The sequence below is a fragment of the Paenibacillus sp. ISL-20 genome (genome assembly GCF_018613005.1).
GTDB lineage: Bacteria > Bacillota > Bacilli > Paenibacillales > Paenibacillaceae > Paenibacillus_AQ.
Window position 1 is genome coordinate 33611 of sequence record NZ_JAGGRD010000031.1, and the last position, 21540, is coordinate 55150.

Here is a 21540-nt window from a genome sequence, read left to right on the forward strand (position 1 = left end):
GGCGTACCAAGTGTTAACAGGCTGATCTAGAGCAAATAAGTGCCCGATCAAACAAGTCCGCTCCAATATGCCATACCGCCAAATTGAATAACACCCCTATGTTGGATCCTACCGGGCCAACATAGGGGTGTTTAATATGCAGATCCCCATTAGAACGGGAAGAACAGCGGCAGCACCGCCATCATGACCATGCCGATTACCAGTTGAAGCGGCAATCCGACCTTCACATAGTGGCTGAATTTATAACGGCCTGCGGACATGACGAGTGCATTCGGCGGCGTAGAGAACGGTGATGCAAAGCACATGCTTGCTCCAATGGAGACGGCGAACAGAAACGGATACGGACTGGCTCCCATCTGGATCGCAGCCGATAGGGCAATCGGCGCGAATAATACGGCGCAAGCCGTATTGCTGATGAACATTGTCAACAGCGAGGTCGTGAAGTACACCCCTGCCAGCAGGGCAAGCGGGCCATAGCTGCCCAATGAATGGACCAGCATATCCGAGATCAGCGTGGCGGCTCCCGTTTTCTCGATGGCAATGGACATCGGAATCATGCCGCCAATGAGCACAATGCTCTCCCAGTTGACCGTCTTATAGGCCTCCTCCATGTTACGCACGCATCCAAACACAACCATCAATACCGCAGCAACCATCACGGAGGCGACCGCCGGAATCCATTCGGTCACCAGCAGGATCACCATCAAGAGCATGATCCCGGCCGCAATCGGCGCTTTGTGGTCCATCGTCAATTTGCGCGACTCCTCCACGGGCTGCCCTACCACCACGACATCCGTTTGCTCGGCAGCCAGGAGGGCTATATCCTTCCAAGTGCCCTGAACGAGCAGGGCATCGCCAAAGCGCATTTTCTCTTCTTTCAGATGGTGCAGAAGATACTGTTCTTTTCGCTGGATGCCCAAAATGTTCACCCGATACTTCTCACGGAAGCCCGAATGTTTAACGAGACGGCCAATCAGGCGCGAAGACGGAGTCAGCATCACCTCGGCAATGCCGACGTCACTCGTGGCGTATTGCGACTCTTGGGCACGTTTCCGATTCTCGGGTGCACGCTGGTCCAGCATGACAAGCCCATACGTCTCCGCAAACTCCGCGGCCCGCTCGAACGGGCCGTTTACATACAGAATATCGTCTTCCTCAATCACAGTCTCAGGACCTGCGATCTCCTGGTTGATCGTCTTGAAGAATTGATTCTTGGCCGACATTTTACGGCGGATTTCAATGACGTTCACTTCGAACTTCGCCGGAATGTCCAGCTCTCGCAATGTCTTGGATCGAATGGAGGAATCGGCTCCAACCTGAATGCGATACAGGTTCTGGGTCAGCCGATACTGTTTGGCCAGTTCTCGAAGCGAGCGCCCGCCCTGTTTACCAGCTCCCCCTTCTTCATTGCTGGGAAGAAAACGGCGAAGAAACAGTATCGCGATGATCCCCGTTGCCAAACACACCAGTCCGATCGGCAAAAAAGCAAAGAACGACAGCCGTTCGTATCCTGCGTTGATCAGTGTCTCCTGAATTACGAGATTCGGCGGCGTACCGATTAACGTGAGCATGCCGCCCAGGCTGCTCGCAAAAGCAAGGGGCATCAGCAGCCGCCCCGGATTAATCTCGGCGCTGAACGCCAGACTGACAACGATGGGCAGCATCACCGCTACCGTGCCGGTATTGCTGACGAATCCGCCAATGAGCGACGTCACCAACATGATCATAATCAAGAGCCGGGTCTCGCTTCCGCCGCCAAGCTTCAGCAGCTTACCGCTGGCCATCTTGGCTAATCCGGTCTGAAAAATTCCGCCGCCCACAACAAACAAACCGATCATCATAATGACAACCGAATTGGAAAAGCCCGAAAGGGCTTCGGCCGGACTTAAAATGTCCGTTAACATAAGTACCATCAACACGCCGATCGCGACCAAATCCGACCGCACTTTTCCCGACATGAACAATGCGGATGCCACGGCCAAGACAGACAACGTAACGATCATCGGTCCATTCATTCCTTGTTCCCCCTATAATGCATACCTATGTTTCTTCCAAGATTCGACATTCAACAACTCTTTCCCTGCCGCTTTTATGCTTCTCCACCTTCCATCATGTCAGGAATTAGGTTCAACTTCTGATCTGATGCAAATCATTCACGAAGGGAAATGATGTCGTATTGTACCACCTGCCCGGAGTTACTCATGTTAGAAACATCACACAAGCTGTCAAGCACATCTCTAACCTATATCCCAAGCATGTACTCTGCCGCGCCGTCAACAAACGGGGGAGATGAACCGGTTTCTCTCATTGGCCATCACCACAATCGGTAATTACAACAAAAAAAGCTGCATCGACTCCTTCCAGCCGATGCAGCTTGCTTATGGGATTACAAATTAATGAATGCGGTACGCAATTTGGTGCTGTATTGAACATCAAAACCAAGACCGGATGCAATCACCGCGAGCGGAACGTAAGTTTTATCTTCTTTCCCAACCTTTTGCAGGAAAGCCGGCGTATCGATCGGTACCGCCGTTCCGTTAACTTGAACGGTTTTGGCACCGATCTTCACCACCACCGTCTGATTTCCGAACGTAATCGTTGCACTGGACGTTTTATTTTCCCATGTGGTCGTCGCTCCCACTGCATTTACGATATCCTGTATCGCGACGTAATTCAGGTTATCGCGAAGGATCGGCTTATATGGCGTGTTCAGCTCCTGCCCCTTCACGATGATGCGCATCGGCTGCCCCTGTTCCTGAACAGCGGCATCCTTGTAGCTGCCCCAGATCGTCTCTGCTAACACGCCGGCCATGGTCTCGTATCCATATTGGTTCGGATGAATATCGTCTTTCAGGATATGGGTCATCGTCAGCTCGGAGCCCACGAATTTCTTCGCAACATGGGCTACCTTGATGTTTACGCCCTGAGTTGCAAAACTGTCAGCTACGCCTTCCACCAGCTTCGTGAACTCTCCAGATGCTGCAAGCAATTTGGCGTATGCGACCTCGTCAGCGACTTTGGGCACCGGATTGTATTGATCCGCCACCACGATAGAGGCATCAGGATTGATGGCATGCAAGTTGGTAATGACGGATGAGACATTATCCGTATAGGTCTTGAACAGTTCCTGCATCTTTGCTTTCAGCTGTTCGTCGCTTAATGTTTCCACGGTACTGACTAGACTCATCATGTCATTGCCGCCGATGGTAATGGTAATCAGATCCGCATTGGCGATGATCGGCTTGGCTTTCGCTGCGTCAGCGCCCATCTGCTTGGTGCGCGGATCAATGCCGCTGAGCCCTGGCTGCAGCTCCTCTGCCGTAATCGCGCGTTCATCCAAGACGGCCTTGACGTAATGGTTCAGCCCATCGGTTTTCAGGCCGCCGATCCCCAGATTCGTTACCTCGGTCCGGCCGTGGAACAAACCCTGCTCATACAACCGGTCAACAAAACCGTAAGGTTTGCTGTTCAGATCCATTCCCGGCTCATACCCAACGGTCAGCGAGTCCCCCAACGCTACAATACGGTATGTATCCTTGGCTGTAACCTCATCGGCAAAAGCCGGCGCAACGCCCTGTCCAACCAGTGCCACCGCGAGCGTCAAGGTGCCGGTTATTGCCGCCAGCCCCTTCTTCCATTGTTTGAACATGCCTTCACTCCCTTAACGTCAATTATCTTGATACAGCCTTATTTTACCACCGGCAACCTGCGAATGGTACCGAATCAACCAAGACGATAGGGTTTCATGAGAAGATACGCGAATAGGTAGCCGAGGGATGTAGCTCCAAACCAAGCAAAGATCCCAGGCGTGGCTGCCAGATACAGGCTTGGCAGTATCGACCATCCAAAGGCTACCAACAGCAGCAAGCGGTAGGAATAAATAACCCCGAGCATCGCCAAGCTGGCTGGAAGAAACAGCATAACGAACGTAGTTAAGGCCGGCTTCCAGCTGAACTCATCGGAATATGGGTTGAAGAAGATTAGGATGCACCACAACATCATGGAGGCTGCCCCTGATGCGCCTCCCAGAACATGATAAATTTGAAGCCGAATTCGCACCGCGCTCTCCCCCTATGGACAAGGTCAAACCTCCTGACTTCAACTTGAGCCATCTTGAGAAGTGTTACCTTGACTAGTGATCATAAAAAAATGGACAGCTCGCTCTATGCTGTCCATTCCTGGTTCAGGCCTTTAACAAATAAAGATGCTCTCGTTTCATAAACATCCCTTAAAGCGCTATCAAGCTTCTTCACCTGGATCCTCAGGCTTATCCTTCTTAACTGCCTTATCCATGTACTTATCATAGCGATCATCCACTTCCTTCGCCATGCTGCGGTATTTCTGCGTCTCTTCCACAATAGGATCGAGATGCGTCTGAATCCGGATCTCGTATTTCGGAGAGAGAAGCCTGCGCTCCTCCTTCTCCCGATCCTTCTTCTCCATCTCACCATCCGTTAACAGCTCGCTGAGCTGGCGCTCCAAATCCTGATCCGACTTCTCATTCATCGTAAGCACACTCCTTTATCAAACGGTTGTAAGTGATCTGCATTCCTCTGTTGTCCCGGGTCGTTAGCGAACCAAAGCCTCGCCCGCGTCTTTTAGTGTATCCAGAAAACGCTGATGAATCAGCCCGTTGGTTGCCGCCAAATGACGCACCGACAGATCGTATGGCTTTCCTTCCGTATCGGTTACTTTACCGCCGGACTCCTGAACCAATAGCGCGCCTGCGGCAACATCCCAAGCGCTCAAGCCGTGCTCCCAATATCCACTGAGCCGGCCGGCAGCCACATAAGCAAGATGAAGCGCAGCGGAGCCGCTGGCTCTTACATTGCGAACCATCGGCAACAGCGCCTGCAGCTCAGCCATATTCAGCGGCAGGTTGACCGTGCTGTCCAGCGGGAAGCCCGTGGCCAGCAAGCTGTCCGACAATTGATCCTCCTTGGAAACATAGGTAGGGTTGCCGTGAACGTAGGCTCCTTTTCCTTTTTCCGCAACAAACAACTCGTCCCGGGAAGGATCGTAAATAACGCCGACAATGACTTCACCATGATGAGCCAGTGCAATCGACACGGAGTAAAACGGAAATCCGTGAACATAGTTCGTCGTTCCGTCCACAGGGTCGATAATCCAGAGATACTCTTCGTCCTTGGCGTCCTCGAGCGCCTTCACATAGGCATCGGTGCCCGGGGCAACCCCTTCTTCTCCGAGAATCGCATGATCCGGAAAGTGCGTCAAGATCAGCTTGCGGATCATCTGCTCCGCGCCTTTGTCCACCTCGGTTACGATATCCTGTGCCGAAGACTTGGTGCTCAACTGCTTGACAGTACCGAGTTTGCTCTTAATCCACTCTCCCGCTTTGGCGGCGCAATTAATCGCAACGGCGGTGTAGCTCTTACTGCTGACAACATAAGGAATCTTTTCATTCTCGTTCAAAGCATTCACTCTACTTTCTATATCAATCTAGTGATTTTTGACAATCCCTACATCCTATTCAGTCATTGCTGTAATCGAAAGGGCAGCCACGCGAAAATTCCGCCTATTTCAATAAAAGTCCGTCCTATGCTGTGCACCTGAATGCTTGGCGAGAACGAACTTTTTTATCCGATGTCATGTGTTAAGGGGAATCTCTGTTTGGATACTTCCAACGTAACCCAAAATCCATCAACTTGCAAGTGTTAACAAGCTCATCTTGTCGGGTTAAGGGTTCACTTGGATGGAGGCACCGTCGAGAATGGTTACGCCCTCTGCCGTATAATCTCCCAAATCCTTCATCAGATCAAACAAGGCTCCATCCTTCATCTTCGCTTCAATCATGACGTCCACCTTCGGCGTATACCCCGCAATATTCCGTAAAAACGCCAGCAATGGCACGACATCCACCCCATCCGCATGACTGCGGATATCGGCCTTGCTCTTGGGACTCGATACATGAATCTTGGGCGGCAGCGGGTGCGCCCGGTCCGAATCCGCCTGCGCTAGCGGCGTCTCCCAGGTGCGAAGAATATCCGGCCACAGTTCCCAAGGCGCCTCGCCATCATTATTGACCCACTGATGATGGATATCCAGCACCATCGGCAGCCCCGTTTGCCGACATACGGCCAGCGTTTCCTGCGCAGTAAAGGTTTTATCGTCATTTTCAAGGGTCAGCCGTTCCTTGATATGCGCTTCAAGCTCATGAAAATGCTCAACGAATCGGGCCGCTGCCGAAGGCTTGTCTCCATAAGCGCCGCCGATGTGAATGTTATTTTTCATGGAAGCAGGCAGGTCCATCGCCTGCAGCATATGGACGTGCGACTCCAAGTCGCGAACCGAATTGACCAGCACCTCGGGGCGCGGCGTGCTTAGCACCGTGAAATGATCCGGATGAAAGGACACCCGCATCCCGTGCTTTTTCACGAATTCCCCAATGGCCTGAAAGCCTTCCCGCAAAGCCGGGAATGGATCCCAGTCCCGCATGTCATTATGTGTGGCCAGCGGAATCAGCTTGGACGAGAAGCGGTACACCTTGATATCGTGAGCCGCATTATGCTTCAGAAGCCGAAGGGTATTATGTAGGTTCTCATTCGCGATCCGCTCCAGTTTGTGTAGGCCGGCCTCACGGTCATTCAGCTTCATAAAACTTTTCATAGTCATCGTCTTGGAAGGAGAAGCATTCTGCACAACCGTGGACATGGCTACATAACCGAAACGAACAATCATGCATGATCTCCAAAGAACATTTCGTGAGCGAGGGCTGTCTGTACGCGTACTTCCTCTTCGGTCAATTTGCGGATCAGTTGCAGCTCGACCGAAGTGACCTCGCGGCCCTGGAAGTTAATCTCCGATACGCATGCGGTGATCAGAACGATTGCCACCGCCTGATTATCCGGCGTATAAGCAATGACCTTCTGTCCTGTTGGAAATACCCGAAGCCCATCCTTCAGCATTTTACCGCGGCCATATTCCAGCAGCTCATAGAGCTCCTGCTCACTCTTAAACTTACAAACGGAATTGAACTCGGTTTGAAATCCCATATTACGTATCTTCCTTTCATCCCAAAATATTAGACTCAAGGGGAGCCGTAATGAATAGCGCGGACTCCCCCTGGTGTTTCATATCCTATTGTGACGGCTTACGCCTGGTTCTCATAAATTAGGGATTGCTTGCGGTTGTACCGCTCAAGACCCAACTCGATCATCCGGTCAAGCAGCTCGCGGTAGGACATGCCCGTTTCCCGCCACAGAAGCGGGTACATGCTGTACGGTGTAAAGCCCGGCATCGTGTTCACTTCATTGATCAGAATCGCGCCGTCCGAACGGCGGACAAAGAAGTCGGCCCGAGTAATGCCGCCGCCTTCAATCGCTTTGAATGCGGTAATGGCGAGGTCGCGCAGACGATCAGCCGTATCCGGCTCGATCTCGGCCGGGATTTGCATCTGTGACTGTCCATCCGTATATTTGGCCGCATAGTCGTAGTATTCACTGGAAGAGACAATTTCACCCGGAACGGATGCCATCGGCTCATCATTGCCAAGCACGCTGACCTCCACTTCGCGCGCATCCACGAACTCTTCAACGATAATCTTGTCATCGAACCGGAGCGCGGATTCAATCGCCGCCTTAAGCTGCTCCCGGTTCTTAGCCTTGGATATCCCGACGCTTGAGCCCAGGTTAGCCGGCTTGACGAAGCTCGGGAATCCGAGTTTGTCCTCGATATCCTTCAGCACTTCATGCTGGCTCCGCTCCCACTGGGTACGAGTGAAATAACAGTACTCGCATTGCGGTAATCCCGCTTGGGCGAAGAGCTTCTTCATCACGACTTTATCCATCCCCGCAGCCGACGCAAGTACACCGGTTCCCACATAAGGAATATCCGCCATTTCGAACAGTCCCTGAATCGTTCCGTCCTCCCCAAACGTCCCGTGAAGAAGCGGGAACATAATATCCACCGCCTGCGTCTCTTGGCCATACAATCTGCTGAACACGGCGTTCAGTGCTGTTTGCGTGCCTTCCCCTTCAGCCAGCTTCAATTCCTCCAACTGGGCAAAAGGAGCCGACAGCTTGCTGCCGATTCTCCAGGTACCCTGCTTGGAAATATAAAACGGAACAATCTCATATTTATCATAATCAAAAGCGTTCATCACCGCGAATGCCGTGGATAGCGACACCTCGTGCTCGCCGGATTTCCCCCCGTATATTAAACCAACCGTCAATTTATCCTGTCCCATGTTAACCTCTCTCTTGTCCGTATTGCAGCATGACATGCTGTCATCTTAAAAATAATCGGGGATATGGTAAAACCGGTATTCGGTGTTATCGTTCCAAGCGTAGGAATCCCGGTAGTCCCAATAGCGATGGCGGCTGGACACCGTATGTGCATTAACCAGCGGCATGCCGCCTGCGTCAAACGCCGTCACGATAGTGCTGTGCTGAAACGCACCGTCACCGTCCCAGTCGTACACGATGACATCTCCCAGCATCAGCTGTTCGGGACGCTCCACCCGCTCGGCCCGCAGCCCCGAGGTACTGGCGTTCAAATAATGCGCAAAGCTGTTCGATACCGCCCAACTGTAGCTCCACCATTCGCGTTTGTTTACGTACCCCTTGTACCACCATCCCGTTTCTCTTTTACCAGTATAGTGGATTGGGGCTTTGCCTGCAAAGAGGCACTGGGAGATATAATTCGTGCAATCCACGTCAAATTCCTCAAACTCCGGATTCCCGGAATCCCACCAATGATCGGCATAAGCAGCTGCGGCTTCGCGCTCGTAACGGCCGGACCGCGGGCTGCTGCCGGCAGCGTATACGCGCCCGTTCATAAAGGGAGTGGACGGCTCTCTTCCAGCCCCATCCGCGACTGCTGCCGGAACATCGGCTCTTTGCAGGGGGTGGCGTTCATCCTGCAGACGTTCAATGCCAACGATCAACCAGGCATCCCCGTCCCGGATCAGCGTCAGCCGCTCCCTAAAAACCGTATCTTCCCGGTGCGTCATCCCTCTTTTTTCATAATAAAATACGCTGTGAAGCCGCACGTCCGCGACCACATCATCCTCCGTCTCCCTCAGGATGCGCAGGAGGCGGGCACGAGTCTCGCTCTTAAGCGGCGTTGCCTCCCGCTGCGCATACCACGTCTGCAGCCGAAACTGCCTTTCTCCTCTCTCTACCAGGAAATTCAGGTCCGCTACAATCTGCTCTTTCAGGCCTGAAGAATAGTCCACGCGATTTTGGTTATATTGATTGACGTAAATATATAGAGCTTGCTTCCAAGGCTTCTCTGCTTGCTTCAGACTGTTCATCTACTCTCCTCCTCTAACCTTGCCTTTCACGCTGTTCCCTATCACAACTATATGAAGAAAATCTCCAGGCTATGAACTTCGGTCAAGAGAATACAGAAACACCGGGTTCACAGCGGCTGCATCCGGGTTAAAAACGGGCTTGTTTTCACCTTTTTGAAATCCTTTTCTTCTATAAAAAGTGCTTTACGCAGCGAGTTGAAAACGGTATACTTAAAGTAGTTAATTTATGAAATTAGGTTTCACCTAGTGAAACCGCAGAGGATTTAACTCACACTTTTATTCGATTTATGAAATGACTTAAGGAGGTTCATCAATGCCAGCAAAGGATCAATTCTCCATCTCCCGTAACCTCGAGGTGGGTGGTAAAAGTTACCGTTATTTCAGCCTGCAAGCGCTCGAAGAGCAAGGATACGGCAATGTATCCAAGCTTCCTTTCTCCATTCGGGTACTGCTGGAAGCTGCCGTACGTCAGTTCGACGGACGCGCAATTACCGAGGATCACGTAAAACTCTTGTCCAAGTGGAATGAAGGACGCGACAACAACAAGGAAATTCCGTTCATTCCTGCCCGTATCGTGCTGCAGGACTTCACTGGCGTTCCGGTTGTCGTTGACCTTGCAGCTATGCGTGACACCGTTAAGAAATCCGGCGGCGACCCTAAACAGATCAACCCTCTCGTTCCGGTTGACCTCGTTATCGACCACTCCGTCATGGTTGACGCTTTTGGTACTGACCAAGCCCTTGAAACGAATATGAAGCTTGAATTTGAGCGTAACGAAGAGCGTTACCGCTTCCTTCGCTGGGCTCAAACGGCATTCAACAACTTCCGCGCAGTTCCTCCGGGAACGGGTATCGTTCACCAGGTTAACCTGGAGTACCTTGCTTCCGTAGCAGCTACAAAGACGGTTGACGGTGAGACGCTTGTCTTCCCTGACTCCCTCGTAGGTACGGACTCCCATACAACCATGATCAACGGCCTTGGCGTTGTGGGCTGGGGCGTCGGCGGTATCGAGGCGGAAGCCGGTATGCTCGGCCAACCGCTGTATTTTGTAACACCTGAAGTTATCGGTTTCAAGCTGACAGGCAGTCTGGCGGAAGGCGCAACAGCGACCGACCTTGCCCTCACGGTAACCGAGCTTCTCCGTAAGAAAGGCGTTGTAGGCAAATTCGTAGAATTCTACGGACCGGGCCTTGCTAACATCAGCCTGGCTGACCGTGCAACGGTAGCCAACATGGCTCCAGAATACGGCGCTACCATCGGCTTCTTCCCGGTTGATAGTGAAACCCTGGCTTATCTCCGCAATACGGGCCGCACCGACGAGCAGGTTGAGCTTGTGGAGAGCTACTATAAAGCGCAAAACATGTTCCGTACGGCAGATACACCGGACCCTGAGTTCTCCGATGTAATCGAATTGGATCTCGCTTCGGTTGTACCAAGCTTGGCTGGACCAAAGCGTCCGCAGGACCGTATCGAGCTGACCAACATGAAACAAAACTTTAACGATATCATCCGTACGCCAATCGACAAAGGCGGATACGGCCTCAGCGATGAGAAAATCGCGGAAACCGTTAAAGTCAATCATAAAGACGGCTCTACCAGTGAAATGGGAACGGGTGCAGTTGTTATCGCAGCCATCACCAGCTGTACGAACACGTCAAACCCAAGCGTTATGCTCGGCGCAGGTCTCCTGGCGAAAAAAGCCGTTGAACGCGGCCTGACAAAGCCCGGCTATGTGAAGAGCAGCTTGACTCCAGGTTCCCTTGTCGTAACCGACTACCTCGAGAAGTCCGGTCTCTTGCACTACCTTGAAGCTCTTGGCTTCTATGTTGCAGGCTATGGCTGCGCAACTTGTATCGGTAACTCCGGTCCATTGCCGGATGAAGTGAGCGAAGCGATTACCGACAACGACATGACGGTAGCCGCCGTATTGTCGGGTAACCGTAACTTCGAAGGCCGCGTGCATGCTCAAGTCAAAGCCAACTACCTGGCTTCGCCGCCGCTGGTTGTGGCTTACGCCCTGGCAGGCACAATGAACATCGACCTGCAGAACGAGCCGATCGGCTACGATCCGAACAATGAGCCTGTATATCTGAAAGACATCTGGCCAACGAGCGCGGAAATCCGCGAAGCGATCGGTCAAGCCGTTAGCCCTGACGCTTTCCGTGAGAAGTACCAGAATGTGTTCACAGCCAATGAGCGTTGGAACAAGATTCCTGTTCCTGAAGGCGAGCTGTACGAGTGGGACGATCAATCCACTTACATTCAGAACCCGCCATTCTTCGAAAGCCTCGGCAACGGCTTGAACGACATCCAGGACATCAAAGAAGCGCGCGTGCTTGCTCTCTTGGGCGATTCCGTTACAACGGACCATATCTCCCCAGCGGGTAACATTGCAACCAACAGCCCTGCCGGCAAATATCTGAGCGACCGCAACGTTGAACGCAAAGACTTCAACTCCTACGGCTCCCGCCGTGGTAACCACGAAGTCATGATGCGCGGTACCTTCGCTAACATCCGGATCCGTAACCAGGTAGCTCCAGGTACGGAAGGCGGCGTAACGACTTACCTGCCAACGGAAGAAGTGATGTCCATCTATGACGCTTCGATGAATTATCAAGCAGGCGGACAGAACCTCGTCGTTATCGCAGGTAAAGAATACGGTACAGGAAGCTCCCGTGACTGGGCGGCAAAAGGGACCTATCTCCTCGGTGTCAAAGCTGTACTGGCTGAAAGCTTCGAGCGTATTCACCGCTCCAACCTTGTGGGCATGGGCGTTCTTCCGCTCCAGTTCCAGGAAGGTCATGGCTGGAAAAGCCTTGGTCTGAACGGCCGCGAGACATTCGATATCCTGGGCCTCAGCAACGACGTGAAGCCAGGCCAGGAATTGACGGTTGTCGCTACGCGCGAAGACGGAACCCAATTCGAGTTCCAAGCTATCGCCCGTCTCGACAGCATGGTGGACGTGGATTACTACCATAATGGAGGTATCCTCCAAACGGTACTGCGTCAAATGATCGCATCGAACCAATAAGGCATTCTTATAGGTGATTTGGCCTTAGTAAAAAATCCCCATCATCCGTGCATGGATGATGGGGATTTTGTTATTTTCCGGTACTTTTTTCCTGAATATTGGAAACTCCGTTTCGAATGATGCCATGGAGGTTAATGGGTAAAAAACATTCGCGGAAATCCAGACCTAGGAGGAAGGTACCTATGATCAAAATACATACGATGACATCGCTCCATCATCAATACCAACGGCCGCAGCCGGTGGCTGCACCCAAAAGAGAGGAAGCGAAAGATAAACCCCTCACCTTTCAAGAGATCCTCAATCAGAAAATGAAGGAAAAGAATATGAAGCTGACCTAAGCGACGCTTACCTATTATCTAGTTGAGCCGTCACAACAAAAGGACCGTGTCCCCAATCACCAAGATTGTAGGGAACGGTCCTTTTTGATTCTAAAAATAACCGGGCGGCTGTATCACATGGAGCCTCCCGGTCATTCAATAACTTATAGTGATGCTGTCCGCACTCCGGCAATAGAATGAATTAAATCATCATTCCCATTTCCCGTGCCGCCTCCATCAGGATTGGCGCATGTTCGCGGAGCGTTTCCGCTGACAGACGGGTGACTGGCCCTGACATCGACAGTGCTGCCGCCACTTGACCATTCCGGTCAAAGATCGGTACGGATACCGCAGCGGCCCCAGGCTCGCGCTCTTCGATACTGATCGCGTATCCCTTCTCCAGTATTTCGGCCAGCTGCTGCCGATAAACGATCCTATCAACTGACTCCGGCCAATCCGGCGCATTCAGCAGGTCCTCCTGATCGGCCGGTGGCGCAAAGGCCACCAGAACCTTGCTAGAGGCGCCAACCGACAACGGCAGTCGTACGCCGACCTGGGCGACCCGCCGAATGCCCTGGTTGCTCTGAACCGCTTGAATCCGAAGACGATCCGAACCGTCTCTTAAATACAAACTCACCGTTTCCCCAAGCCGATCCCGCAAGGCTTCCATCGCGGGCAGAAGGCGAATCGCCGGGTCGTCGCTTTGGGACAGATGCATAGACAGCTCCCATATTTTCAAGCCGAGCCGATATTTCTCCGTTTCTTTATTACGCACAACGAATCCTTTGTCTTCCAGCGTTGTTAGCAGCCGATGTACAGTACTTTTATGTAATCCGATAAGGGAAGAAATCTCCGTGAGGGCAAGTTCACTTTCTTTCGTAAAACACATCAATATATCAAGTGCCCGCTCTACAGCACGCACCGTTAATTTACGATCTTCCATCCCGACCAGCTCCTCTCCTGTTTCATTGTATGAAACCTGGTTACAAGAATTATATGAGAATTCTTCTCAAAAGTAAACCATCGAGACAGGGACTTTACAGTTGTCTTACAATCTATGGATTTGCATTGACTTTATAGGCATCCGGGCATACGATTATTATAATTTCAACTCTTTCATGTTAACGAAACATATCCAGACTATATGGTAAGGAGGGGCCACTTATGAGCACAACGACTGGTAGTAATGCCCCACTCTCCCAATTAAATGACACGCCGGCCGAGCTGTCGACGGGCTTGGTTCGTTTAAAGCATATTATATTAGCATTGTTATTATCTGTCGTTTTTTTCCTTGTTTTCTGTTTTATTGCGCTTCATGCCTATATTGCTTGGGTTTTGTCGAATCCGACGGTTGCTCCGCTCTATTCCAATCCCAAGCTTGCTAAAGATATGAATTACGAGAATATCACGTTCCACTCCATTGACGGCAAACGAAATATAAATGGATGGTATATCCCGGCCGAGAACTCCTCCAAAACCATCGTGCTCAGCCATGGTTACGGCGCCAATCGGGAGGAAACCTGGGTACCGATGTACGATATCGCCCATTACGCGCACAATATGAATTTTAATGTGCTGATGTTTGACTACGGCTTTGCCTCTCAGACCAGCAAGGAAGTGGCAACCGGGGGCAAGGAGGAGAAGCGCCAGCTCCTCGGGGCCATTGAACATGTGAAGCAGCGCGGCGCGAAGCAAATTGTCGTCTGGGGCTTCTCCATGGGGGCGGGTACCGCGCTGCAGGCAGGGCTTGAGACCAAGGATGTGGATGCCATGATTCTGGACAGCGCCTTTTTATTGGAGCCAGACACGCTTTACCACAATATTCACAACCAGATCAATCTCCCGCGTCATCCGTCCCTGGAGATTCTGGAGCTGCTCTTCCCTGTGCTCAACGGCACAAGCCTGGATCAGATCCCTTACAATGAAGTGAAGAAGCACGATTATCCGTTCCCGACCTTGTTCATCCACGGAACGAAAGACGATAAGGCACCTTACCCGATCGCCGAGAAGATTGCTTCCAATCAAACCCATACAGATTCGGATTCCTGGATTGTAGAGGATGCGCATCATGAGCTTATCTTCCGTGAGCACCCTAAAGAATATCTGCGCAGAGTATCCACCTTTCTAGGAAAACTCGAAACTCCGGATGAATCCTGATGCTTTATTGATCATACGATCCATCTCCCCCCCTGCCGCTTTGATGCAGCGGGGGATTTTTAATTTCCCCCTCATAATACAGGCCGCTAACTGAATATAGTGTGTTTAGTGAACCTGATACTGGAGGGAACGGACATGTTATTTATTTACGGAGCGAAGCTCCCGGTACGATTACTCGAAGAGATTCGTTATTGGAAGCATCAGGAAAGGAAGCATACCGGGCTCATCAAAGCCATTGTGCCGGATCTGGAGCCGGTCTATGTCAAGATGCTGGATCAATGGGCCGTGGTGTTCGCTGACACGGAAAAAGCAGCAGACGAACTTCTGCGCCACATTCTACGTTATGACGCACCTCCTTCGCCTCAAGTGCTGGCCCAGGTCGAGCAGTTGTTGCGCGCTTCCTGCGAGCAATCCAGAGAGTTCATCCGCCAGCTCCACGGATTAAAGGAGAATAGTGAGGCTGTTCAGAAAGTTCCGCTCGCCGCCACGGTCCTGCACCATGTGATTCGGGAGTCCGAATACTTCATGAACACGCTGGAGACGCTCAACTCCGCCGGAGCGCTGGAAAGATTCATGGATGTGGATATGCCGATGCAGTCGATGACGCTTCACCAGGCCTCCTCCCCTCCCCCATCTCCCCCTGAGGCTGAACTGTCCATTCAAGGTATGGGAGACAGCGGCAAGGCCGTACCGATTGGCGGACACCGCCTTCCTCCACTGCCTTACGCTTATAATGCGCTGGAGCCTCATATTGACGAGAAAACCATGCGGATTCATCACGACATCCATCACCAAAGCTATGTCGATGGTCTGAACAAGGCGGAGAAGAAATTGGAGGAGGCCCGAAAAAGCGGCGATTTCGAGCTGGTGAAGCATTGGGAGCGCGAGCTGGCTTTTCATGGTGCCGGCCACTATCTGCACACGATCTTCTGGAACATTATGAACCCACGAGGCGGTGGCGAGCCTGGCGGGGAGCTGGCCCAACAGATCAAGAAGGATTTTGGAAGCTTCGATCGCTTTAAAAAGCACTTTAGCGAGGCTGCAGACAAAGTGGAAGGCGGCGGCTGGGCAATCCTCGTCTGGAGCCCGCGCAGCCATCGACTTGAAATTTTGCAGGCCGAGAAACATCAGAATCTCTCCCAGTGGGATGTCGTCCCTCTCCTCGCTCTGGATGTATGGGAGCATTCCTACTACCTTAAACATCAAAATAAACGCAAGGATTACATCAACGATTGGTGGAACGTGGTCTACTGGCCGGAGGTTGCGGAGCGCTTCAAGCATGCCAGCAAGCTGAAATGGAAGCCTTTTTAATTCAAAGCTTGGCCGGGCTGCTTCACATTGGTTAATATTGGGTATGATGTCTATAGCCCTCCTTACTTCATTATGGAGTTTAAGGAGGGCTTATCATTATTCAAGGGGGTGACTCTTGAAACCGGGCACTTGGTCATGAGTCCAGAATTGGACTTGATTATTCAAGCTAAGGAATAACCCGATCCTATTGTTAGGTCTTTTTTACCACATATCTGGTTATTTATTCGGTTGAACGCTACCATATGCTGGATTATGATATGACAGTGAGCTTGATATGCAGCTTCTACATTGCCTAGGCAAAAGGAAGAGAATCTTATGCGATCCATGCTAAGACTGCAAGATTCAGTTTGCCTGTAAGAGCAGAACATCACCACTGAAGGGATGGGTCAGTGTGAACAGTAGGTTCAAATCACGTGTTTTCATTATTGCTTTTGTGCTTATCATTTTAATTGTTGGAGGATGCCAGCCCGTGAACAATAACCAAGCTACTACAGACGACAGCTCGGACGAAGTCATAACGAAGGCTAAAACCACAGCCGTTGAGCATTTTAAAGAGAAGTACGACTTGGATGTAGAGATTACCAAAGAAGAGATGATGCCTTCGATCGTAGCGGACAAGGTCAACCTCGAAGGGTTTGTCGTAGATCATCCTGAACAAACCTTTAAAATATCCGTTGATTTCAACACAGGCGAGACATCCAACTTCGTGATGAACCCGGAGCTCAGAAAAGCGATTAAGGGCGAGTGATGGGTTGTGGCTGCCATTTGGCTGTAACTACAGGTTCTGATCCTGCTGAGTCATGTTAAGGAGGGAGTATATTTGAGTTCACCGCAAGTGGATGACGAGACATACCGATTGATGTCAGAGGCGGCTTATCTCGATCTGAAAAAAGAAGATACCGTTGAGGACTTGCCTGGATGGGAGGTCCTTGAGGACTATAAGAGCAACAGTATATCAGGTTTTGATGCGGTAACTTTCTACAACAAGGAAACGAACCAGGCCGTTATCGCATACCGGGGCACCGAGGCAGGCAAAGACTTATCCCATGCTCTCCCCGATTATTTGGCTGATGCGGATATTGGCATTGAAGAGATCAAAAGAAAAATCCCGGAATTTCGGCCACCTTGGGCGGACCATGTGGACAAAGTCAAAGAAGTCACGGGGATTAACGATGTCACGGATTGGTTCGGTGAACAATCGAGGAAGATCGATAAAAAAACGGATATATGGGGAACCAACCAATTGTACCAAGCCGAGGATTATGCGCTGGAAATGAAGGAGAAATACAAAGGCGTTGATTTCACCCTTACGGGTCACTCCTTGGGGGGAGCCAATGCGCAATATGCTGCCACCTATACAGGCATGTCGGCTGTCACCTTCAGTGCTCCGTCGGTCATCGGAAGCCTCTCCCCTGAAGCTAGAAGAAAGGCAGAGAACGGGGAATTCGACTCTCAAATCACTAATTTCGCCCATCCTGGCGACATTATTGCCAGCGGTGCGCTCGGCGGCTTCGATGGCCACGTTGGTTCTACCTATTACATAGACTCCAGTTATAAAGACGCCAATGACGGGCTTAGTATAAAAGAAAAAATTGATAATACACTGGGCGGCCCCAATTATCATCAGCTTGACCGCTATCAATTCGAGAATGGCTACATTTCTAATCCCCTGTATGACGGCGCTACCGGCAAAGCCGTTGATTCGCCCAGAATCCCTGCCCATAGCGATCTCTTGTTTGGCCTTGGCGGGCCGCTGAGCAATCTGGGCTTAGGGTTGGGGGGCTCGCTGGCAGCCATAGCCGGCTCCGCAGGAGGCTCAGCTGGAACCATTCAGGTGACCCCTGCCGAGCTGCGAAGCGTGGCCGAGAAATGGAGAGCACACGCCCATCAAAGTGATGCCGAAATACAGGGAATCCGGCGGCGCCTCTCCAAATACATGTTCTCCAGCCACAGCAGGCGTCTACAGCCGATTGTCCAGCAGCTGGATACATCCATCATGTCGATGAGTCAATGGCATCTGCAGCATACCACCGACATCGTTCAATATATTAAATTCAAGGCGGATTTATTTGAACGGACAGACAACAGCGGATAAACATCAATACGAAAGCTACCGGGAGGGATGGAGATGAGTCGAGAGATTCTGCTGGAGCTTGATGATTTGCTTCAAGCCGAACGCGAGCTGTCAGGACTGCTGGCAGCTATTCGGGCCGACGAACAGGAGGCACGGGTCATGTACGCCCGTCTGCAGGATTGGAAGGGACAATCCGCCAATGTGCTGCGCGATCAGATTGAAACGTTCTTCATGGAGATGTCCCGCCGCATCCGGGATATCGAGGAGCAAAAACATGCACTCATCCAGTATGTGCAATATATGAAACAAGTGGATGGCGCTTCTTGAGGCACCCTTGCCCAACATCGATTATCATATGAGCCCACATTTTGTTATTGAGCACAAAAAAAGGCTTCGCCTCCGTGGGCGAAGCCTTTTTTCGATCGTCTGGATCATGGTTAGTCTTTAATCAAAGACAGAAATTCCGAACGCTGTGCAGAATCACTCTGGAAGGTACCGCGTACAGCTGACGTGACCGTCTTGCTGCCCGGCTTCTTCACACCGCGCGCGCACATGCACAGATGCTCGCCTTCCACAACGACCATCACGCCGTTTGGCTGCAGCGCCTCCACCATAATATCCGCGATTTGCGAGGTGATACGTTCCTGTACCTGAAGACGGCGGGTAACCGCCTCTACCAGACGTGCCAGCTTGCTCAAGCCGGCGATTTTGCCGCTAGGGACATAACCGATATGGACTTTACCAAAGAACGGCGCCATATGGTGCTCGCACTGGCTGTAATATACGATATCCTTTACGATAACCAATTCCTCATGATTCTCGTCAAAGGTAACCCCGAGAACATCCTTGGGATCCACTTCGTATCCCGCAAAGATCTCCTCATACATCCGCGTCACACGGGCCGGTGTCTCAAGGAGTCCCTCACGCTGGGGATCTTCACCGATCAGTTTCAATATTTGCTCTACATGATACTCGATCTGCTCTCGGTTATCGCCGACTTTATTGTTTACATAATCCTTTACACCCGCCACAGTACATCCCCCTTTTTCGTTCCATATAAAAAGCAAACGGTTAACTTATAGCCGCTGTTAGCGGCCTTTTAAATAGAAATGCCCCTCCGTCATCTATTCAGACGGGAGTGGGCTTTCTTGCATTATGATTTGCGTTTACGGCCTTGCCCTTTACCCGGCACAGGCTGATTTTTCATCATTTGCTGTGCACGCTGCATCTGCTTGCCGTTCATGTTATACCCCATTTGTTTTGCCATCTTCTGCAGCATTTGCGGATCGTTCTGCATCTTTTCCAATTGCTTGCGCAAATAGAATACGCCGATGAAAAATCCGCCGACCAGACCCACGATCAATGTAATAATCGGAATGACAATATCCATCACTTGACCACCTTCTACTAATATCTGCCATTTAATGGCGCATACACGAACCTATCATAGCATGTCCTTTTCGTCACAGCAAATGAAAATAACAGATACATGGCAGCAGACAGGCCCGATGATACGCCTTGGTCAACTACGACCCTTTCCGGTCCGGCATGGCTCCTTCTATGGTTAACAAGGTGCGCTTGATTTCCGGACCGCCGGCATAGCCGATCAAGGCTCCATCGGCCCCTACCACCCGGTGGCATGGCACGATGATCGGAACGGGGTTCTTGTTGTTCGCCCCGCCCACGGCACGAACCGCTTTTGGACGCCCGATGGATTCGGCTACATCCTTATAGGAACAAACCGTTCCATAAGGAATGGACTTCAGCGCTTCCCATACCTGCAATTGGAATGAGGTGCCACGCATGTCCAGCTGTACGTCGAACGCCTTCAGCTCCCCTGCAAAATACTGCTTCAACTGCGTGATCGCAGGAGCTAATCTTGCCTCGTCACGCTGATAGCCGCCGTTACCGGCCCAGGTCCGTGACCACTGCTGGATGACCGCTTCCTTCACATAGAAGCTGCCAAATTCAATCAGACATAATCCCTTCTCCGTTGCGCAGACCGTCAGCGGTCCAATCGGAGATTGAAGTTCATCGTAATACAACATTTCCGGTCCTCCCTCAGGGACGGCCATCGGCTCGACTCCCTGAATAACAGGACTTTCCTGTCCCGGCTTGTCCCCATTAGAGGAACCTGCAACAGGAGTTCTAGCGGAGGAAGCAACAGCCGCAGCCGCAGCTCCGTCAGACGCTTCTTTCTCACTCGGTTCATTCAGTTTATTCAAGGCTTGCTGCAGCATATCTCGTACTTGGGAATCCCCTTCTGATTTCATGCTTTTCTCTAAGTTGTTCAACGCTTCTTCGCCTCCAATACGGCCCAGAGCCCATGCAGCGGTTCCCCGCAGCTCCGGGCGCGGGTCTTTCAGCAGTACTTCGCTCAGCTTCGGTACGGCTGAAATATCTTTAAAGTTGCCAAGCGCGATGACAGCATTGCGCTGAATCGGCTTTCGGCCGCGCCATGCGGCCGACGTATCTCCGAATGCCTCCTTGAATTCCCGGTTACTCATATCCAGGATGGGCAGGAGCAGCGGCTTGGCTTTTTCAGGATCGGGCTTGAAGTCCTCTTGATGAGTCCAGCTCTTGCCCCGGTTCTTCGGACAAACAATTTGACAGGTATCGCATCCATACAGCCGGTTGCCGATCTTGCGCATGGCCTCTTCGTCCAGAAACCCTTTGGTCTGGGTCAGAAAAGAAACGCAGCGCTGGGCATTCAGCTGCCCTGGACCGACAAGGGCGCCGGTTGGGCAAGCATCGATGCATTTGGTGCACTCCCCACAATCCTCAGTTACCGGCGTATCCGGAGGAAACGGGATGTTCGTTACCATTTCGCCAAGGAATATCCATGAACCGAATTTCGGGGAGATGATGGAGCAGTTCTTGGCGCTAAAGCCAATCCCGGCTCGCTGTGAAACCGCCCGGTCGACAAGCGCGCCGGTGTCCACCATGCTTTCAAGCTTCGCATCCGGCACGCGTTCTTTAATGTATTCCTCGAGACGGTTCATGGCCTCCCGGAGCACCTGATGATAATCCCTTCCCCAAGCAGACCGCGCCATAATCCCCCTGTATTTACCTGGCTCCGATTTGGGCGGGTTCTCCATCTTGGAGTGGTACGTTATGGCGATGGCGATCAGGGACATCGGCTCCGTTCCGGGAAGGGCCGGAGTAACCCGCTTATCCAGATCCGACTCCTCAAAGCCCGATTCATACCCTTTATCCCGATGGTTTTGCAAAATTCCCTTCAGGGATTGGAACGGCTCCGCCGAAGCGAAGCCGATATCATCAATGCCGAGCTCCGGCGCAACGGCCTTGAGCTCCTGCTTGAGCTCCTCCCATACCGAAGGCGGAGGAGCGTACGAGCCGAGTGTGTAGGTCATTC

The 21540-nt window shown here is 51.7% G+C and carries 20 protein-coding genes; 7 read left to right on the forward strand and 13 right to left on the reverse strand.

What is annotated here, in order from left to right:
• Window positions 1–149 precede the first annotated feature (149 nt).
• From J7E85_RS18830 to J7E85_RS18870, 9 genes are all read right to left on the reverse strand, one after another.
• Window positions 150–2015, reverse strand: a complete 1866-nt coding sequence (locus J7E85_RS18830; RefSeq protein WP_215160371.1) for an SLC13 family permease — start codon at window positions 2013–2015, stop codon at window positions 150–152.
• Between the two features lie 371 nt (window positions 2016–2386).
• Window positions 2387–3649: an SGNH/GDSL hydrolase family protein gene (locus J7E85_RS18835; protein WP_215160372.1), complete on the reverse strand. Its 1263-nt coding sequence runs from the start codon at window positions 3647–3649 to the stop codon at window positions 2387–2389.
• Between the two features lie 74 nt (window positions 3650–3723).
• Window positions 3724–4059 (reverse strand): hypothetical protein, encoded by a 336-nt coding sequence (locus J7E85_RS18840; RefSeq protein ID WP_215160374.1) that lies wholly within the window; start codon window positions 4057–4059, stop codon window positions 3724–3726.
• Window positions 4060–4239: 180 nt separating this feature from the next.
• A complete protein-coding gene (locus tag J7E85_RS18845) occupies window positions 4240–4506 on the reverse strand; it encodes a hypothetical protein (protein ID WP_215160376.1) in 267 nt (88 codons plus the stop codon).
• 63 nt (window positions 4507–4569) lie between these two features.
• On the reverse strand, window positions 4570–5433 hold the full coding sequence (locus tag J7E85_RS18850; RefSeq protein ID WP_251035837.1) for an inositol monophosphatase family protein: 864 nt from the start codon (window positions 5431–5433) through the stop codon (window positions 4570–4572).
• 264 nt (window positions 5434–5697) lie between these two features.
• Window positions 5698–6699, reverse strand: a complete 1002-nt coding sequence (uvsE, locus tag J7E85_RS18855; RefSeq protein WP_215160380.1) for a UV DNA damage repair endonuclease UvsE — start codon at window positions 6697–6699, stop codon at window positions 5698–5700.
• Window positions 6696–7013, reverse strand: a complete 318-nt coding sequence (locus tag J7E85_RS18860) for a hypothetical protein (protein WP_215160382.1) — start codon at window positions 7011–7013, stop codon at window positions 6696–6698. The genes uvsE and J7E85_RS18860 overlap by 4 nt, the downstream gene beginning before the upstream one ends.
• 98 nt (window positions 7014–7111) lie before the next feature.
• Window positions 7112–8206 (reverse strand): D-alanine--D-alanine ligase, encoded by a 1095-nt coding sequence (locus J7E85_RS18865; protein ID WP_215160384.1) that lies wholly within the window; start codon window positions 8204–8206, stop codon window positions 7112–7114.
• A gap of 45 nt (window positions 8207–8251) precedes the next feature.
• Window positions 8252–9274, reverse strand: coding sequence for an amidase domain-containing protein (locus J7E85_RS18870; RefSeq protein ID WP_215160386.1), 1023 nt, complete (start codon window positions 9272–9274; stop codon window positions 8252–8254).
• 313 nt (window positions 9275–9587) lie between these two features.
• Between J7E85_RS18870 and acnA the strand changes: the two genes are divergently transcribed.
• Together acnA and J7E85_RS18880 are read left to right on the forward strand one after the other, a co-directional pair.
• Window positions 9588–12305, forward strand: coding sequence for an aconitate hydratase AcnA (gene acnA / locus J7E85_RS18875; RefSeq protein WP_215160388.1), 2718 nt, complete (start codon window positions 9588–9590; stop codon window positions 12303–12305).
• Between the two features lie 182 nt (window positions 12306–12487).
• Window positions 12488–12643, forward strand: a complete 156-nt coding sequence (locus J7E85_RS18880) for a hypothetical protein (protein WP_215160390.1) — start codon at window positions 12488–12490, stop codon at window positions 12641–12643.
• A 181-nt stretch (window positions 12644–12824) separates the two neighbouring features.
• Here the strand turns inward: J7E85_RS18880 and J7E85_RS18885 are convergent, their stop codons facing one another.
• Window positions 12825–13565, reverse strand: a complete 741-nt coding sequence (locus tag J7E85_RS18885) for an IclR family transcriptional regulator (RefSeq protein WP_215160393.1) — start codon at window positions 13563–13565, stop codon at window positions 12825–12827.
• Window positions 13566–13786: 221 nt separating this feature from the next.
• Here J7E85_RS18885 and J7E85_RS18890 point away from each other — a divergent pair, with 221 nt between their 5' ends.
• From J7E85_RS18890 to J7E85_RS18910, 5 genes are all read left to right on the forward strand, one after another.
• Entirely contained in the window at window positions 13787–14779 is a 993-nt protein-coding gene (locus tag J7E85_RS18890; protein WP_194540909.1) for an alpha/beta fold hydrolase, read from the forward strand.
• 135 nt (window positions 14780–14914) lie between these two features.
• Window positions 14915–16090, forward strand: a complete 1176-nt coding sequence (locus tag J7E85_RS18895) for a Fe-Mn family superoxide dismutase (RefSeq protein WP_215160396.1) — start codon at window positions 14915–14917, stop codon at window positions 16088–16090.
• Window positions 16091–16559: 469 nt separating this feature from the next.
• On the forward strand, window positions 16560–16838 hold the full coding sequence (locus tag J7E85_RS18900) for a hypothetical protein (RefSeq protein ID WP_215160398.1): 279 nt from the start codon (window positions 16560–16562) through the stop codon (window positions 16836–16838).
• 72 nt (window positions 16839–16910) lie between these two features.
• On the forward strand, window positions 16911–18185 hold the full coding sequence (locus J7E85_RS18905) for a Tle-like phospholipase domain-containing protein (RefSeq protein WP_215160401.1): 1275 nt from the start codon (window positions 16911–16913) through the stop codon (window positions 18183–18185).
• Window positions 18186–18218: 33 nt separating this feature from the next.
• Window positions 18219–18491 carry a hypothetical protein gene (locus J7E85_RS18910; RefSeq protein WP_076325903.1) on the forward strand — a complete coding sequence of 91 codons (273 nt, stop codon included), beginning with the start codon at window positions 18219–18221 and terminating at the stop codon, window positions 18489–18491.
• A gap of 110 nt (window positions 18492–18601) precedes the next feature.
• Here the strand turns inward: J7E85_RS18910 and folE are convergent, their stop codons facing one another.
• From folE to queG, 3 genes are all read right to left on the reverse strand, one after another.
• Window positions 18602–19195: a GTP cyclohydrolase I FolE gene (folE, locus tag J7E85_RS18915; RefSeq protein WP_071220880.1), complete on the reverse strand. Its 594-nt coding sequence runs from the start codon at window positions 19193–19195 to the stop codon at window positions 18602–18604.
• Window positions 19196–19317: 122 nt separating this feature from the next.
• On the reverse strand, window positions 19318–19554 hold the full coding sequence (locus J7E85_RS18920) for a YneF family protein (protein ID WP_215160403.1): 237 nt from the start codon (window positions 19552–19554) through the stop codon (window positions 19318–19320).
• Between the two features lie 136 nt (window positions 19555–19690).
• On the reverse strand, window positions 19691–21538 hold the full coding sequence (gene queG, locus J7E85_RS18925; protein ID WP_215160405.1) for a tRNA epoxyqueuosine(34) reductase QueG: 1848 nt from the start codon (window positions 21536–21538) through the stop codon (window positions 19691–19693).
• Between the last annotated feature and the right edge of the window lie 2 nt (window positions 21539–21540).